Origin of the sequence: Flaviramulus aquimarinus (genome assembly GCF_039543205.1) — a bacterium.
GTDB classification, from domain to species: domain Bacteria; phylum Bacteroidota; class Bacteroidia; order Flavobacteriales; family Flavobacteriaceae; genus Flaviramulus_B; species Flaviramulus_B aquimarinus.
The window spans coordinates 1,140,022-1,156,270 of record NZ_BAABJH010000001.1 but is presented as its reverse complement, the minus strand read 5'-3'; the positions used below and the strand labels follow the sequence as shown (position 1 = coordinate 1,156,270).

Here is a 16,249-nt window from a genome sequence, read left to right as displayed (position 1 = left end):
TTACAATTTAAAAGTCTCGTCATTCGAGGCTTTTTTTATGCTTTTTTGTAACAAATTACCAACTTTGACGTTCTAATATACAATCTGTCCTCAGTACAGATAAAGAATCAATCAAAATCAATCATATTATGTTAAAGCGTTTTTTTATAATCTGCTCAGGCGCAGATACAGATATTCTAGAAAACTGTTCAATTGGAGAACAAAATAAATATGCAGGTATAGGAGCCACTGTTTTCTTTACCGCTGTTATGGCTTTTATTGCCGCCAGTTATGCCCTTTATAAAGTTTTTGATAATCTTTATACAGCCATTTTATTTGGCCTTATATGGGGATTGCTCATCTTTAATTTAGACCGTTATATTGTATCCACCATTAAAAAAACGGGCCATGTTATAGATGAATTGATTCAAGCTTCACCACGAATTATGTTAGCTATAATTATTGCTGTTGTTATTTCAAAACCTCTGGAACTGAAGATTTTTGAAAAAGAAATCAACCAAGTCTTATTAGAACAAAAAAATGAATTAACACTAGCTAATAAAAATCAAATTGCAGAACAATTTACGCCAGATATAGAAGGTTTAAATAATGATATTATAGCTTTCCAACAACAAATAGATACTAAAGAAGCTGAGGTTAACCAACTTTATGACACATACATTGCTGAAGCCGAGGGCACTGCGGGAACTAAGCTTTTAGGAAAAGGACCAGTTTATAAAGAAAAACGAGAAAAACATGATGCTTTATTAGCAGAATTGCAGCAGTTAAAAGCCGAAAACAAAGCTAAAATAGCAATTCATGAAACCCAGATAGCACAACTTAAAGGCGATTATGAAACTCAAATAGTAAATACCCAACCCATTATTAATAATTTTGATGGTTTAATGGCTCGTATTAATGCTTTGGGCAAATTACCTTGGTTACCTTCGTTTTTTATATTCCTTTTATTTCTAGCTATTGAAACTTCGCCAATTTTTGCAAAGTTGTTATCACCAAAAGGGGCTTATGATTTTAAGTTAGATGACCAAGAAACGGCCGTAAAAACAAATGTGCTTCAAAATAAAAATCAGCAAGAAGCCCTATTAAAAACAGATTATGCTATTAATGACCGGATATATGCTGATATAGAAAATGAGAGTGAATTATACACCTACAAACGCAAAAAAGCGAGGGAACTTATGCAATTGCAGGCAGATGCCTTTTATGAAAAACAAAAAAAGGTTTTGTGATAATAGAATTATTTAAAAATTAAGCCGCTGTACTGGTTTTAAAATGGTCGTATAAATCTTTACAACCAAATCCAATAATAGATAATTTTTTATTTTTATTTAAAGCTTCTTGATGAAGTTTAGCAATGGCATCAACACCATGTCTATCCATACTTTGAATATCTTGAATGCTTATAGTAAGATTATTAACTCTTTCAAAAATGTTGTTAAATTCATTTTGAAATACATTTAGGCTATTTTTATTCAGAATACCTACAATTTTAAAAAAGTTATTACAATTAGTGATTTTTAAATCCATGATAAGTGTTTTTAATTGGTTAAATGATAAACTTGAGGGAGAGCAATCAATTGATTACTAGATAAAAGTAAAAAAGTAAAATGGTTATCATATCATTTTTTCGACCAACAGATTTTAACTTTAGATGAAAAAATAGTTGATGTCAATTTCATCGATGAGCGACCTTTTTTAATACAAGATTTTGTTACTTTTACGTTTACTAAACTAAAAAATGGTATAGGTTTTGCTTTTTGATTACTATATAGTAGAACTATAATTATAAAACTATAAATACTAACACATGAAAAAACTAATTGTATTACTTTGTATGGTATGCTTTTTTAATAGCTATTCTCAAACCAATGTAGAAGCAGATGTTAAAGCCATCAATAAAGTTTTAAAAAAACAACGAATGGCTTGGTCTAATAATAACTTAGAAGAATTCATGGAAGGTTACTGGAAAAGCGATTCGCTTAAATTTTATGGTAGCAATGGTGTAACCTATGGTTGGGATAATACTTTAGAACGTTATCAAAAAGCATATCCTACTGAAAATCATACGGGAAAGCTAAGTTTTAAAATAAATGATATTTCTAATATATGTGAAGGTTCATATTTTGTTTTAGGTGAGTATCATATAAAACGTGAGGTTGGTAATGCCGATGGGTTTTTTATGCTTGTTTTCAAGAAGATTAATGATAAGTGGAAGATTATTGCTGATACGTCTTCGTAAACTATGACTACTATTATAAGGAAAGCAAACTTAAACGATATTGATATTTTGTTAGAATTTGAACAAGGTGTTATTGCTTCAGAACGTCCTTTTGATATTACAATACAAGATGGAGCTATTAATTATTACGATATTTCTGATTTAATTGAAAACAAAAACTCTGAAGTTTATGTTGCCGAAATTAATGGTACTATTGTAGCCTCTGGATATGCAAAGATAAAGGGAGATAGACATTACTTAAAACATAAGCAACAAGGCTATTTGGGTTTTATGTTTGTTGACAAACACCACAGAGGAAAGCAATTAAATAAAGATATTGTTAATGCGTTACTTAAATGGTGCAAAGCAAGGCAAGTATATGAAATACGATTAGATGTTTATGAAGATAACTTATCCGCTATTAAAGCATATGAAAAAGTAGGTTTTAAAAAACATATGGTTAATATGCGCTTAGATATTAAAAATTTTGATTGATGTTTAAGGCTCCTATTGTGGATTTACAGGCTTATAAACAACCTTTTTTGAAACGGAATATTTAGCTAACAAATGCTCTGGGCGTATGGGGCGTTTTTCAAAACCACCACCGCAGTTAGGACAAATATGTTTTAAAACAGTTTACACACAATCTTTACAAAAAGTACACTCAAAAGTACAAATCATAGCGTCCTGAGAATTAAAAGGGAGTGTTTTGTTACAGTTTCCCATGTTGGTCTTATTATCTAGCATAAGGTTTACGTTTAGTTTTGGTTAAACACTAAAACTTAAGATGAGTTCATTATAATTTCTTTACATATTCTGTAATGATTACAATTTGTGTCGGGCCAACTTTACCTTCAATATATTGTTCGTTTTCATGATCTAAACGAATATTCCGAACAGCAGTACCTTGCTTGGCAACCATACTAGAACCTTTTACTTTTAAGTCTTTAATTAGTACTACAGAATCACCTGCTTGCAGAACAACACCATTTACATCTCTGTGAATTAATTTTTCAGGATCTGCTTCTCCTTCGTCTGTCGCTTTGGCAAACTCTAAAGCAGTATCTTCTATATACATCATATCCAGTAAATCTTGTGGCCAGCCTTCGTTTCTTAAACGCGAAAGCATTCTCCAAGCGGCTACTTTTACAGCATCATGTTCACTCCACATACTGTCATTTAAACAGCGCCAATGATTTGCATCCGTAATTTCTGGATCTTCTATTTGGTCAACACAGGTTTTACAGGTGACTAAAGACGTTTTTAAAGAGACCTCTTTTTGTGGCGCCAAAGTATGTATTTGTAAAAACTCATCGTTTGTACACAGTTCGCATATGTTATTAGCGCGCTTAAATAATACACTTTCTAAACTCATTTTCTAGATTTTATTATTACAATAATACAGTTAAATAATAGGCGTTCCAAGTTTTGATTTATACACTATCTTTTTTAAATAAAAAAAGGACACTAAAAGTGCCCTTTTTAAACTAAATACTAATATTTTTATTTGGAAAGATCGTGAATAAATGTGTACAGATAATCGCCATGAACACCAGTAAAATAACTTCTCCAAGCTTTTCCTTCTGCTCTGCTTTCTTCAGTGTCAGGGAATGCTTCTGCCATTAATTCATCACTTCTATCAAACATTTTGTCTAGATCAGCCACGGAATCAATAAAAAAGGCTTCTACATACTCTGTTTTATCTGAGCCCCAAGCATGAACATTAGGATAGTATGCTTTTATGTGCTCATTTTTTTGAATAATAGCGGCATTGCCTTTCATTCTTAATTTATCAAACTCCTCATTTGATCCATTTTCAGGAAAAGCAAAATGGCTTCTTCTAATATAGCATATCATATCTTTTGTTGGTTTTTCAGGCATAAATTTCATGCCAGATAGAGGTGCATAAATTTCATCGGAATGCTCGTTAGAGAAATATGAATTTAGATTATTTAAGAATGCTTTTCTTTCAGCTTCATCTGGCCAAGCTTCTTTTTCTAATTCTGAACTTCTTTTTGCAAACTTGTTTATATCTTCCCAATTAGCAAAAGCTTGCACTGCAAGAAACTCTGAGTTATCAGCTGTCATATTATGCATGTACATGGAAGATGCCATGATATATTCATTCTTCATGGTTACTTTTTCATGGTACTCTTTTTGAGCGGCTTTCCACTCGCTCATTTTAAAATCCTCCTTGTCCATATTCCAATGATTGGTGGTTACGGTAATAAATTGTGCTGGTTTAGGAGCGTCATCTTGAGCTGAAATGATTGTGGGAGTAAATAACAATAGAGCTAAAACTATTGCAGTAAAAAATTGGTTGATTGTTTTCATAATCTGTAAAAAATTAAAGTTAATATATTGGTTAAATTGAATACTACTTTAAGATTTCGGGCTATTTGATTATGCTATTAATACAATTAGGAAATAAGGAGAAGATAAATGTACAATAAAAAAATCTGATTATTAGATTATTTAGCCATCTTAATTACAATAAAGTTTCTTTTAGCTTTTTAGGCATGCCTTTAACAACCATATCATATGAATGGTCTATTAAAGCTTTTATGTACTGCGGTTGTAATTCGCCTTCATGAATATAGAGGGTATTCCAATGTTTTTTACTCATATGATATCCAGGACGGATACTATGGTATTCAGCACGAAGCTCTTCAGAATATTCTGGGTCTGCTTTTAGATTTATTGCGGCTTCTCCGCGTTCCCACCATTTTAATGAAGCTAGTACAAACATTTTTCCAAGAACTTTAAATACTAAAGTATCTTGATCAAAAGGAAAATCTTCAGTAGTGCCCTTTTTACTTAAACAGTATGCGCGAATTTGTTCTATGTTCATTTTAAAAGTTCCACCGTTTTATCTTCAATTTTTAAAGCTGAATAATCGAGTGACCAGCCAATAGTTTCAACAATGGTTTCAATAAGTAAAATGGTTTCTAAAGCTTCTTTTTGAGCAATTTGAATCAATCCGCTTTCTGGAATTTTATCCTGAATATGTAATTTAGCTTCGTTATGCAAACCGGTTAAATCTGCCGCTTCAAATTTATTGAACAGGCCCTCAGATTTATCATAATAATTCAAATTGGTTTCAATAGATAGTATTTCGGGTTGCGGAAAATGTTCCAGTAAAATCTTCTTTTTATGAGTATCAGCTTTCAATAGGATCTTAGATAAATCATACCCAATATGCGCCTTTGCATTTATTACAACAAGGGCTTTCTTTTTACTGGAAACGAGCTTTAAAAAGCGTTCTTTAACATCTTCATAGTGATATATTTCTGCAAAATCACCTTCAACAGTAATAAATTTACATACTTTTTTAATCTTGTCTAGAAGTATACTAGATTGGGTGTTTACCAATTGCTTTTTTCTTAAAGATTTAATATAAGTAACGATGCCTAGGGTCGCTAAAACGCCGATTATGATTCCTAAAAAGGCTTCCATGCTATGTTATTATTTTATATAAAATGGGTTTGCTTGGTGTGGCATCATTTTCAAAAGGAGCGATTTGCAAATTTAAAAAATACATACCATCTTCTATTTTGTTCGATACATAAATAAACTCCGTAATGGTCGCATCTAAACGTAATTTTTCTTTAGTATTCCAGAAGGCATGGTGAGCCAAAAGCTGACATTCATCTTTTTCTTTATCTACGCTTGGTAAATCTATCAATAAATGTTTTACACCTTTTTCTCTTAAATAAACTGCAGCATCTTCTAGTAAATATGGTGGATTGGTGTGCGAATATTGTTTAGACCATTTTTCTTTTCTGGTATTAGGAAGTGTTCTTATAACTACGGCATCACGCTTTTTATTTCCTAATATAAATTGTATTTGTTTTTTAGAAATTACAGAATCCCCATTTAACCGTTCTGGAGCTACTGTTATAACCTCGGCAAGAAAGAAAAACTGTTTTAAGTTTTGATTTATAGAGTGTACTTTTTCGGTAATATGTCCTGCACATTCTGTATGTGTACCATGAGCATGTGGATTAAAGTGTATATTATTGAAATTCACACAGGCTCCATTTTTTACACTGGCTGTCCATTCGCCATCCTTTACAGGTTCTATTTTGGGTTCATCTATATACCATGCATTTACGTTATTTTTTGACGCACGAATTGGTATAGAGATATCTATGGGTTTTGTTAAATCTATTTGAAGTTTTCTGGAGTTGTATTGAACTGTTGTTATCAAGATAAATCAATTTTAAATAGGTCTGAAGCGATACCATCGCATAGAAATTTTCCTTTTTTTGTGGTTAAAAGTTTGTCTTCATCAATATACAATAAATGTTCGTTAATGTATTTTTCTGATTGCTTTAAAAGGTATTTTTTATACGTTTTTCCAAAATCATCTTCTATTCTTTTAAGGGAAATACCCCAAATGGTTCGTAAACCTGTCATTAAATATTCGTTGAATTTATCAGTTCTTGAGAGTATTTCTGATTCTGAAGGCAATTCATTTTTTTGAATGGTTTTAATGTACTTTATATTATTAGACACATTCCAACTTCGTAAGTCACCATTAAAGGAATGTGCCGAAGGCCCAATACCTATATAAGGTTTTCCATACCAATAACTCGTGTTATGCTTTGAAAAATAATTTGGCTTACCAAAATTTGAAATTTCATAATGCACAAAACCTTGTTGTTGTGTTTTTTCAATTAAATGATTGAAATGTTGCAAGGCTAAATGTTCATCTATTGGAGGATATGTTCCCTTTTTAATAAAGGTGTCTAAAGCTGTTTTAGGTTCAACGGTTAAGGCATAACTAGATATATGATTAACGCCAAAACTAAAAGCCATATTTAAATTTTCATTCCATTTTTCTAGACTCATATTAGGAATGCCATAAATGAGGTCGATTGTAATATTGCTGAAATGCTTGCTCGCCACTGACAAACACGTTTTAGCTTCAGTAGCATTATGGGCTCGATTCATACGTTTTAAATCGTCTTCAAAAAAGGATTGAATGCCTATGCTCAAGCGGTTTATTCCAGTTTTAAGATAATTTTCAAAAATAGTTCTCGATTGTGCTCGAACGGACAGTAAGTCGTCTGGATTGGCTTCTAGCGTGATTTCTGGGCTTTTGGCAACACTATAATTTTTATAAACGGTATCAATCAACAATCGTAATTCATCAATCGTCAATAGACTAGGCGTTCCTCCTCCAAAATAAATGGTTTCAATGGTTTGATTTTTGAGTTCTACTTTTCGTAATTCTAGTTCTTTAACTAAAGCTACAATCAATTCTTCTTTCTTTTTTAATGAAGTTGAAAAATGAAAGTCGCAGTAAAAACAGGCTTGTTTACAGAATGGTATGTGGATATAGATGCCTGCCATTAGTATTCAGTATTTAGTAATAGTTTACAGTCAATTAGAAATTCGATAGATATTTTACAACATAAACTTTTCATGCAAAATGTAAGCTTTGCTCTTTTTTAAAATTAGGATTGAATTTTATTTTTACAACTAATCGCCTTCTAAACGCTAGATAAAGTGCGTAACCAAAATAGCTAAAAACTAACACTATAAAAAACCAAATATATGTATTCTTCCTAATGTATAAACTTGGTTTGATATAGTTTAAAACAAAAGAGCGTCAAAAAAATGATTATCATATAAATCAACCTATTTTATCTTGATTCTGTTTGACAAACGCATCCCATCCCGAATAGCTTTTACCTACATTAATTTTTCCGGAGTTGTAAAAATGACAAACTGCAGCTGCTAAACCATCGGTAGCATCTAAATTTTTTGGAAGTGATTTTAATTCTAATAAACTTTGCAGCATTTTAGCCACTTGTTCTTTACTGGCATTACCATTACCAGTAATCGCCATTTTTATTTTTTTAGGCAAATATTCTGTAATAGGGATTTCTCTACTTAATCCAGCGGCCATAGCCACACCTTGGGCTCTACCCAACTTAAGCATACTTTGTACGTTTTTACCAAAAAAAGGCGCTTCAATAGCAATTTCATCTGGGTTGTGGGTGTCAATCAATTCTATGGTGCGTTCAAAAATGAGTTTTAGTTTTAAGTAATGGTCGCTGTACTTTTTTAAATCCAACTCATTAAGTTGCATAAATTGCATGTTCTTTCCAACGATTTTTATGAGTCCAAAACCCATAATAGTTGTTCCAGGGTCAATCCCTAATATAATTCTTTCTTTAGTCATTTTGCTCACAATAATAACAACCACTAAGCGATATAGATGCGCCAATAGTTATGGTTAATAGGTTTCCATTAAACGACCCAAAACCGTCTGATATGGGATTAAAGTCTTTTGCAAAACCTAAAATATAAGAGGTGTCCATATATATGGAAAGCTTATCCGAAATACCATAATGAATTTCGATACCTGCCATAGCATTTAAAAACGCCGTTTTATTTTGGCTATAATTCCCTAAAGGTTTTATCATTGAAAACCCCGGTCCGGCATGGACAAATGTTCCTATTTTATTTGAAAAACTAATAATCTGAGAGGCGTTGTAAACCAATTGTGCATTTATACGCGAATAATTCACTTTAAACTCTGGTGTATTGTTCACGTTTGAAAACCTGTTAAATCCAAAATCCAGTTTCCCTCCCAACTGAGGTTTAAACATGTATTGTACGCCTAAATTAATACTAGGAAAATTAATAGAATTGGCTTCAAATCCAGTTATAAATCCACCCGAAGACGGACTGTTTATACCTAATGCAAACTGTGCTTTTATGGAACTCGTGTCACCTTGTGAAATTCCTGAAAAGCAATAAAAAACCAATACTAAAGTCAGCCATGATATCTTATTCAATTTAAAATTTGAGCTCATTCAGTAATATTGATTTAATTTGCAGGGATTATGTACAACCTACCATACAAAACTAAACAATTCTTTTTTGTGCTTATTAAATTAAGTATAGTAGGGGGTGCATTTTATTTTATATACCATAAAATAGCAAGTAATAGTGTGTTAAGTTTTTCTGATTTTATTGATTTTTTGACAAAAAAGCACATTTTTTCATTAAAAAACGTCTCTTTTTTAGTGTTTTTAAGCATTTTTAATTGGTTTTTTGAAATTTTAAAATGGAAAAACTTAGTGAGTTTTGTTAAAACAATCCGTTTTAAAAATGCACTCGAACAAAGTTTAGGAGCATTAACTGCTTCTTTATTTACACCTAACAGAATTGGAGAATATGGAGCAAAAGCAATTTATTATACTATAAACCTGAGAAAACGCATTATGCTTATTAATTTACTAAGCAATGTGTTGCAAATGAGTGTTACGACTATTTTGGGTGGTCTTGGTTTTTACTTTTTTATATTGGAATATAACCCTGATGTTAATTATTATAAGCTTGCCAGATTTTTGGTTATACTACTAATGGCCTTTATTTTAATAGGTTTTGGAATGATAAAAAATACATTTTCCATTAAAGGGTTTTCTTTGGTTAAAATAAAATATTTTATTGCTGACTACCCCAAAAACCAACTAGTTTTAGGGTTCCTGTTTTCTTTGGTGCGCTACGCTGTTTTTTCTTTTCAGTTTTATTTTTTATTGCATCTTTTTGAAGTAAATATAACTTATTTTAATGCCATGGTAATTATTGCATCTATGTATTTAATAGTATCTGTAGTGCCTTCTGTTTTTATTTTTGATGTTGTTATTAAAGGAAGTGTTGCTGTTTATTTGTTTTCATTTATTCAGGTTAGTGAACTTACCGTTCTGAGCATCATTACCCTTATGTGGCTATTTAATTTTGTATTGCCGAGTGTATTTGGAAGTTATTATGTGCTTAACTTTAACTTCCCCCAAAATGACGACCAAATATGATTTTGATTAGCATTCTCTTAACCAGTACATATCTACTTTTAATAGGTAGTTTTGTTTATGGCTTCGATAAAATAAAGCGTTTTAAACGCCATGATATTCCTGCTAAAACTAAGTTTTCAATCGTTATTCCTTTTAGAAATGAAGCTAAAAATTTACCTAAACTATTAACGTCCATTGCAGCATTAAAATACCCAAAACAGCTTTTTGAAATTATTTTTGTTGACGATGCCTCGGAAGATACTTCTGTTGAATTGATTATGGAATTTATGAACGCGGGTCGAAACGACATCCAGTTTCAGTTAATTTCAAATAAAAGGAAAACAAACGCTCCTAAAAAAGATGCAATTACTACCGCAATAAGTATTGCAAAATATGAATGGATAATAACGACTGATGCAGATTGTATTTTACCAAAATATTGGCTTGATAGTTTTGATACATACATTCAAAACAGTAACACCGTTTCCATTGCTGCACCGGTTACTTACTTTTATGAAAATACATTTTTAAACCAGTTTCAATTACTGGATATGCTTAGTTTGCAGGGTGCTACTATTGGCGGTTTTGGTATTAAAACCCCATTTTTATGTAATGGTGCTAATTTTGCTTACAATAAGCAGGTGTTTATTGAATTAAATGGGTTTGAAGGGAATACGGATATGGCGAGTGGGGATGATGTTTTTCTACTAGAAAAAATAGTAAAGGCATATCCAAAACAAATTCATTATTTAAAATGCAAGGAGGCTATTGTAGTAACACGCTCTCAGCCTTTTTGGCATGAGTTGATATCGCAGCGTGTTCGTTGGGCGGCAAAAACAAGTGCCTATAATAATATGTTTGGCAAATTTACAGGACTTGTTGTTTTAATGATGAATGGGTTAATCATTGCAACGTTAGTGTTAGCGCTTTTTGGCGTTTTTAATTTTAAGATTTGGTTTTATATTTTGATTATCAAGTTTAATATCGATTTTTATTTGATTTATAAAACAGCAGTATTTTTTAATCAAGCAAATGTTCTTAGAACATTTGCTTTCGGGTTTATTATCTATCCTTTTTTTAGTATTTATGTCGCTTTTATTTCTGTTTTCAGCAGTTATAAATGGAAAGGGCGGAATTTTGAAAAATAACATCCAACTATTTTTATTAGATTTACGTTCCATGAACATATTAAAAAAGACATCAAACCCAGCCTTTACCAATTATTTTTTTGGTGGCGGAAACACCAATATTAAAACCATGACGGTTTCAGGTGTTTTTATAAAATCGATGTTATCTATTGCCATTATCATAATTATTTCAATTGGTATTTGGAAATTACATAGTAATGGCGCAAATATTAAATGGTACTCCATAGGTGGTATGCTATCGGCTATTGTTATTAGTGTTGTTATTTCTGTTCGCAAGCATTGGGCTCATATTTTAGTGCCGCTTTACGCTATAGCTAAAGGGTTCTTCTTAGGAAGTATTTCTGCTTATGCACATGATAGGTTTCCGAATTTCCCATATCAAGCCATAGGCATTACATGTGTAACATTTGTAGTGATGCTTTTGTTATATCAAACGCGAGTTATTGTTGTTACAAAAAAAATACGAAGTGTTATTATAACTGCAGCAGCTAGTATTTTTATGATTTATATAATATCATGGATTTTAGGCTTTTTTGGCATTAAAGTTTTTATTTGGGGTACATCATGGCCAGCTATCATATTTAATGTTCTAGCAACTATTTTTGCTTCGCTATCCTTGCTTCTTGACTTTGACTATATTGAACGCTATAAAAACAAAGCGCCAAAATATAAGGAATGGCTTGCGACTTGGGGGCTTTTAGTAACGCTTGTTTGGTTGTATGTTGAAGTTTTACGATTAATGAGAAAGCTGGCTATCCGCTTTTAATCCACATGAATTATTATTGGTAAATTAAATGCTGTAGTGACTTGTTGTCCGCGTTTTAAAGCTGGATATATTTTAGGCAATGAGTCTAAGCTTTTATTAAGTAAGTTCTGAATATTTGGAATTTCATTTATGGTAAGCGAATCGATTTTTGATTTTAATAAAGATAGTGTGCCAGTTTTAGAAACTTTAAATTCTAGCATTAGGGTGTCATTAATATCCTGAGAAACAACAATAATTTCCTTTTGCAAATAATCATTAATATGAGTTGTTAAGGTGTGCTGAAAACAAACTTGTCTTTCTTGTTTAGTAATGGAATAATCACATAATGAAAAACTGGGATACACATCTACGTCATTCCAATTAAAAGTTTGTAACTCTTCTTTTAATATAGCTTCAGAAGATGTTTTTTTTACATTAAAATACTCGCATGATGTGAGCATTAAAAAAAACAGAAAAAAAGAAAAATATCTCATGGATTAAAACTGAAACCGAAAAGTACAATTTTATTCTAAAATTTTAATTGTAACGGTCTATCTATTTGTAACATTTGGCATGATTTTTAGTCTAAACTAGTATATAACTCAAATGCATTTATGGATATTATTTTAATCATCATAGCCGTTCTAATGATGCTTTTAGGCATTATTGGTAGCTTTTTACCTATTTTGCCCGGACCGCTTACAAGTTGGGTTGGGCTTTTAATTGTTCATTTTACAGATGCTATACCTATGGACAAATCATTTCTAATTATAACATTACTCATTGCTCTATTTATATGGGTGCTAGATTATATTATTCCAGCTATAGGCACAAAACGCTTTGGAGGGACTAAATATGGGATGATAGGCACCACAATTGGTCTTATAGTCGGATTAGTTGCACCTATTCCTGGAGGTATCATTATTGGTCCTTTTGTTGGAGCATTAATTGGAGAGCTTTTAAATAAAAACGATACTAAAGCGGCTACTAAAGCGGCATTTGGGTCGTTTATAGGTTTCTTGGCTTCAACGTTTATAAAGTTTGTGGTTGCAGTAATTTATTTAGGGCTTTTTATTGGAACACTATGGGATTATAGAGTTGCATTATTTTAAACTTCTGCTTTGCTCAGTAGTTACGTGAGCATGACTATCTAAACAGAAATTCCTTAGGATATTGAGAAAATTTTTCAGTTTAAAAAGAAGAAACCCTGTGGGTCTCTCACCTCCACAGGGTTTTGTAAATTGCTATTATCAACAAAAAAATTGAGGGATTAATTAATTTTTTGAAGTGTTGATGTTCAAATATAGTTATAATGTTCGTCTTTAAACTGCGGGAAACCCGTAACTATTTTATGGGTTAATGGTACTATTGAGCTATAGTAGTAGTTTTCACGATAAAAAAAGTGAACTTTCTTTAAAAAAAATCAATTTGTCATGGAAGCTATTATTTTTTGTATGCTAGACAAAGCCTTCTTTTCTGGCTTTATTTAGTAGTGTTTCATCCTGGCCGTCATCGACTTCAAAGATTTCTCTAAGCTGTTTTTTTCGTTTTTCTATAGCACTTAAAGAGATATCTAAATGTGATGCTAGATTTTTAGTTTTTACACCTTGAGATAACAGATGGAGTATTTTCCTGTTCTTATCATCAATAACAATATCGCTTGTTATGGCTTTTCTTATATGGTTGTTAACGGTGCCGCTATAAAATGGGGGACTATTAAGTACTTTTTGAAATGCACTGGCTAATTCACTAGATGTTAAATCACTTTTAATTAAAAAGCCTTCAGGGTTTATGGTTTTAATAATATTATGAATTCTAAAGGATTCATTAAACATGGTTAAAATAATAATCTTGGCACCTGGTAAATTTTTACGAGCATATTCTGCTAAATCTTCACCAGAACTCATTAGGCCATCTGTTGATGGTGGTAAACTAATATCTACAAACAAGACATCGTAGGGCCTAGCTATTTGAATAGACTTATTCATATATACTAAGGCTTCATCGCAATTGTTTGCAATATCTATTTCTAATTCTTGAGTGTCTTTTTTTGTAAAAAGCAATGTGTTTTGATAACCCTCAATAATCATTGGGTGGTCATCAATCATGAGTATTTTTATTTTTTCATTCATATGGCGTTAGGGTATTGGCGCTTCTATGGTTACTGTTGTTCCTACATCTTTTTTAGACTTTATATCTATAGTTCCGTTTATTTCTTTAATTCTTGAATACATGTTTTTTAAACCAATACCGGACTTGGCTTTGTTAACATCAAATCCAGAGCCATCATCGGTCATGGTTAAGCAAATTACGCTATTTTTCAGTTTAAAACTAATATTTACTTGGGTTGCGTTAGCATGCTTATATATATTATGAAGCGATTCTTGAATCATTCTATAAATATGGATTTTCTTTTTATTAGATACACTGTCCCAGTTTATAGCATCATCATGTTTAAAATCATATTTTAGACTGTAGGCTAATGTTTGTGTTTCAACCAGTGTTTTTATAATATCTATAAATCCAGAGCCTGAAACAAAATCGGTATTTAATTCATGCGATACTTTTCTAATATCATCTTCAATGGTTTTTAATTCAACTAGATACTCACCTCTGCTTTTTACAGCATCTGCGGAAGTTGACATATTAAGGCTGTCCAAGCTTAATCGGGTTCCAAACAAACGTCCTAAAACGCCATCATGTAACTCTTCAGAAATACGTTTTTTCTCTTGGGTTCTGGCTTCTTCAATACTTTCATTTTGAGATAACATGAGGTTGTAAATCTCCTCGTTAGTTTCTTGTTGTTGTTGTATAAATCGTAATTCTTTGTTTTTATTACGTTGCATTATAATCAAATAGATTAAAAAAGAAGCTATAACCACCACGACTGAAATAATAAAAAGCCACATACGCTCTTTAGATATTTTTATATTTTCTTGTTCTATTTGTTTGGTTTCAAAACGGATTCTGGCAAATTTATTCCGTATAGCTCGTTCATTTTTTTGTAAGCTGTCATTAAGTTTTACATAACCTTTTAAATGCTTTGCAGCCATATGACCTTCTTCAATTTCTGAAAGCAACAATAAGGATTTTAATAAATCATCATTATGATAATTCATTGAAATTTCTTTGGCTTTATAGGCATAATATTTGGCTGAATCTTTATCGCCTTTGTCATTATAATATTCAGCTAAATGTTGATTTATTATAATTGAATTATATCCTTTAGGATTGACGCTGTCAGTAATCTTTAAAGCTTTAAAGTATAGGTTCGGTAATTGGTCAAATTCATTAGACAAATACAAGGTGTGCGCATAATTATCAAGTACCAAGGCATAAAAATCAGGACGTTCATTAATTAGGTTTTCGTTAAGTAAGATTTCATTATAATAATTAAGTGCTAATTCATATTCTTTTAAATTTTTATAAACAAACCCTATATTATTTATAGAGTTATCTATTTTAGACTTATCTATCCCTTTTAAGTTTCTTTTTAATTCTAGAGATTTCTTATGATATTTTATAGATTCATCAAACTGTTCTAATTCATTAAATACTATCCCAAGAGTATTATATATAAATGATTTTCTTTCTTTAACTTTATAAGTTTGCTCTAATAATTCAAGTAATTGAATTGCTTCAATTGAATTAACTTCACTTGCTGTATAATCTTTTTCATTTCTTTGTATTTCAGCAATTCCATAAAGAGTAGATGCAACCCCATAGTTGTTTTTTAAAGATTTATAAATTCTTTCTGCTTGATAGTAATAATAGTATGCACTATCGGTTAAGGAGGTTGTCTTTCTATATAGTTCTCCAATATTATAATTAGCATTAGCCTTTGAAAGCGAATCAGGAGTTTTTAAATTCAAAACATTTCTTCGAATTGAATCTATTTTATACATACTTGAATTTTCTTGAGTATAAGAATAGCTAAAACACAAAAAACAAATTATATAAGTGAATATGTACTTCAAAAAAAACGATTTTTTCAAATGTATTTATAATTTTTCATTTAAGTAAATTAAAAAGCCCTTTGTATTAATACAAAGGGCTCTTATAATCATTTTTTAGACAAAATTAATCTCCAACTTGTCCTCCAGTAATAGGAGCCACAATATCAGGATTAAGTAATACATCATCCTCATTTAAATCTTGTTTAGTACAAGATGTTAATGATCCAAGAAATAAGACTAAGATTAAGGTAATTTTTAGGGCTTTCATAATATTCGATTTTAAGGTTATACTATTTTCTCTGTTTTTTTTAAATAAAACTGTTAACTAAGACTTTGAAAACAAAATCTCGGTTGAGGGAAAATGGATAATT

General features: G+C 31.1%; 21 protein-coding genes. 7 read left to right on the top strand and 14 right to left on the bottom strand.

All coding sequences use genetic code 11. The features are described 5' to 3' along the window. The first annotated feature begins 128 nt into the window (after window positions 1-128). Window positions 129-1,229 (top strand): DUF4407 domain-containing protein, encoded by a 1,101-nt coding sequence (locus ABD941_RS05360; protein WP_345273002.1) that lies wholly within the window; start codon window positions 129-131, stop codon window positions 1,227-1,229. Between the two features lie 19 nt (window positions 1,230-1,248). Here the strand turns inward: ABD941_RS05360 and ABD941_RS05355 are convergent, their stop codons facing one another. Beyond that, on the bottom strand, window positions 1,249-1,527 hold the full coding sequence (locus ABD941_RS05355; RefSeq protein ID WP_345273001.1) for a hypothetical protein: 279 nt from the start codon (window positions 1,525-1,527) through the stop codon (window positions 1,249-1,251). Between the two features lie 280 nt (window positions 1,528-1,807). Here ABD941_RS05355 and ABD941_RS05350 point away from each other — a divergent pair, with 280 nt between their 5' ends. Both ABD941_RS05350 and ABD941_RS05345 read left to right on the top strand, forming a co-directional pair. Continuing rightward, window positions 1,808-2,239, top strand: a complete 432-nt coding sequence (locus ABD941_RS05350) for a YybH family protein (protein ID WP_345273000.1) — start codon at window positions 1,808-1,810, stop codon at window positions 2,237-2,239. 3 nt (window positions 2,240-2,242) lie between these two features. Then, complete coding sequence (locus tag ABD941_RS05345) at window positions 2,243-2,713, top strand: GNAT family N-acetyltransferase (protein ID WP_345272999.1); 471 nt, start codon at window positions 2,243-2,245, stop codon at window positions 2,711-2,713. A 141-nt stretch (window positions 2,714-2,854) separates the two neighbouring features. Here ABD941_RS05345 and ABD941_RS05340 read toward each other — a convergent pair whose 3' ends face one another. From ABD941_RS05340 to ABD941_RS05300, 9 genes are all read right to left on the bottom strand, one after another. Further along, complete coding sequence (locus ABD941_RS05340; protein ID WP_345273668.1) at window positions 2,855-2,944, bottom strand: DUF1272 domain-containing protein; 90 nt, start codon at window positions 2,942-2,944, stop codon at window positions 2,855-2,857. A 70-nt stretch (window positions 2,945-3,014) separates the two neighbouring features. After that, window positions 3,015-3,593, bottom strand: a complete 579-nt coding sequence (locus ABD941_RS05335; RefSeq protein ID WP_345272998.1) for a PhnA domain-containing protein — start codon at window positions 3,591-3,593, stop codon at window positions 3,015-3,017. Between the two features lie 128 nt (window positions 3,594-3,721). Then, window positions 3,722-4,552 (bottom strand): hypothetical protein, encoded by an 831-nt coding sequence (locus tag ABD941_RS05330; protein WP_345272997.1) that lies wholly within the window; start codon window positions 4,550-4,552, stop codon window positions 3,722-3,724. Window positions 4,553-4,706: 154 nt separating this feature from the next. Then, the gene (locus ABD941_RS05325; RefSeq protein ID WP_345272996.1) at window positions 4,707-5,069 is read right to left on the bottom strand and encodes an MmcQ/YjbR family DNA-binding protein; all 363 of its coding nucleotides are present in this window, start codon (window positions 5,067-5,069) and stop codon (window positions 4,707-4,709) included. Beyond that, window positions 5,066-5,674 (bottom strand): DUF4230 domain-containing protein, encoded by a 609-nt coding sequence (locus ABD941_RS05320; RefSeq protein WP_345272995.1) that lies wholly within the window; start codon window positions 5,672-5,674, stop codon window positions 5,066-5,068. Before ABD941_RS05320 ends, ABD941_RS05325 begins: the two co-directional genes overlap by 4 nt. 1 nt (window position 5,675) lies before the next feature. Further along, window positions 5,676-6,428: a cyclase family protein gene (locus tag ABD941_RS05315; RefSeq protein ID WP_345272994.1), complete on the bottom strand. Its 753-nt coding sequence runs from the start codon at window positions 6,426-6,428 to the stop codon at window positions 5,676-5,678. Beyond that, window positions 6,425-7,576 carry a radical SAM family heme chaperone HemW gene (gene hemW / locus ABD941_RS05310; RefSeq protein WP_345272993.1) on the bottom strand — a complete coding sequence of 384 codons (1,152 nt, stop codon included), beginning with the start codon at window positions 7,574-7,576 and terminating at the stop codon, window positions 6,425-6,427. Before hemW ends, ABD941_RS05315 begins: the two co-directional genes overlap by 4 nt. Window positions 7,577-7,859: 283 nt before the next feature. Beyond that, on the bottom strand, window positions 7,860-8,411 hold the full coding sequence (gene ruvC / locus ABD941_RS05305) for a crossover junction endodeoxyribonuclease RuvC (RefSeq protein ID WP_345272992.1): 552 nt from the start codon (window positions 8,409-8,411) through the stop codon (window positions 7,860-7,862). Further along, window positions 8,404-9,048, bottom strand: coding sequence for a cell envelope biogenesis protein OmpA (locus tag ABD941_RS05300; protein ID WP_345272991.1), 645 nt, complete (start codon window positions 9,046-9,048; stop codon window positions 8,404-8,406). The genes ruvC and ABD941_RS05300 overlap by 8 nt, the downstream gene beginning before the upstream one ends. A 267-nt stretch (window positions 9,049-9,315) precedes the next feature. Here ABD941_RS05300 and ABD941_RS05295 point away from each other — a divergent pair, with 267 nt between their 5' ends. Genes ABD941_RS05295 through ABD941_RS05285 form a run of 3 tightly spaced genes read left to right on the top strand, consistent with a single transcriptional unit; the run spans window position 9,316 to window position 11,943 of the window. After that, window positions 9,316-10,050, top strand: coding sequence for a hypothetical protein (locus tag ABD941_RS05295; protein WP_345272990.1), 735 nt, complete (start codon window positions 9,316-9,318; stop codon window positions 10,048-10,050). After that, window positions 10,047-11,177 (top strand): glycosyltransferase family 2 protein, encoded by a 1,131-nt coding sequence (locus ABD941_RS05290; RefSeq protein WP_345272989.1) that lies wholly within the window; start codon window positions 10,047-10,049, stop codon window positions 11,175-11,177. The genes ABD941_RS05295 and ABD941_RS05290 overlap by 4 nt, the downstream gene beginning before the upstream one ends. 31 nt (window positions 11,178-11,208) lie before the next feature. Next, entirely contained in the window at window positions 11,209-11,943 is a 735-nt protein-coding gene (locus ABD941_RS05285) for a Bax inhibitor-1/YccA family protein (RefSeq protein ID WP_345272988.1), read from the top strand. Here the strand turns inward: ABD941_RS05285 and ABD941_RS05280 are convergent. Next, on the bottom strand, window positions 11,940-12,416 hold the full coding sequence (locus ABD941_RS05280) for a hypothetical protein (RefSeq protein ID WP_345272987.1): 477 nt from the start codon (window positions 12,414-12,416) through the stop codon (window positions 11,940-11,942). The two genes, ABD941_RS05285 and ABD941_RS05280, sit on opposite strands and share 4 nt — an antisense overlap. 120 nt (window positions 12,417-12,536) lie before the next feature. Between ABD941_RS05280 and ABD941_RS05275 the strand changes: the two genes are divergently transcribed. After that, window positions 12,537-13,034 carry a DUF456 domain-containing protein gene (locus ABD941_RS05275; protein ID WP_345272986.1) on the top strand — a complete coding sequence of 166 codons (498 nt, stop codon included), beginning with the start codon at window positions 12,537-12,539 and terminating at the stop codon, window positions 13,032-13,034. A gap of 345 nt (window positions 13,035-13,379) precedes the next feature. On the opposite strand, the gene ABD941_RS05270 is transcribed toward ABD941_RS05275, so the two are convergent. The 3 genes from ABD941_RS05270 to ABD941_RS05260 all read right to left on the bottom strand — a co-directional run bounded on the left by ABD941_RS05270 (window position 13,380) and on the right by ABD941_RS05260 (window position 16,146). Next, window positions 13,380-14,054 carry a response regulator gene (locus ABD941_RS05270; RefSeq protein ID WP_345272985.1) on the bottom strand — a complete coding sequence of 225 codons (675 nt, stop codon included), beginning with the start codon at window positions 14,052-14,054 and terminating at the stop codon, window positions 13,380-13,382. 6 nt (window positions 14,055-14,060) lie between these two features. Then, window positions 14,061-15,827 carry a tetratricopeptide repeat-containing sensor histidine kinase gene (locus tag ABD941_RS05265; protein WP_345272984.1) on the bottom strand — a complete coding sequence of 589 codons (1,767 nt, stop codon included), beginning with the start codon at window positions 15,825-15,827 and terminating at the stop codon, window positions 14,061-14,063. A 175-nt stretch (window positions 15,828-16,002) separates the two neighbouring features. Beyond that, complete coding sequence (locus ABD941_RS05260) at window positions 16,003-16,146, bottom strand: hypothetical protein (protein WP_345272983.1); 144 nt, start codon at window positions 16,144-16,146, stop codon at window positions 16,003-16,005. Window positions 16,147-16,249: the final 103 nt, after the last annotated feature.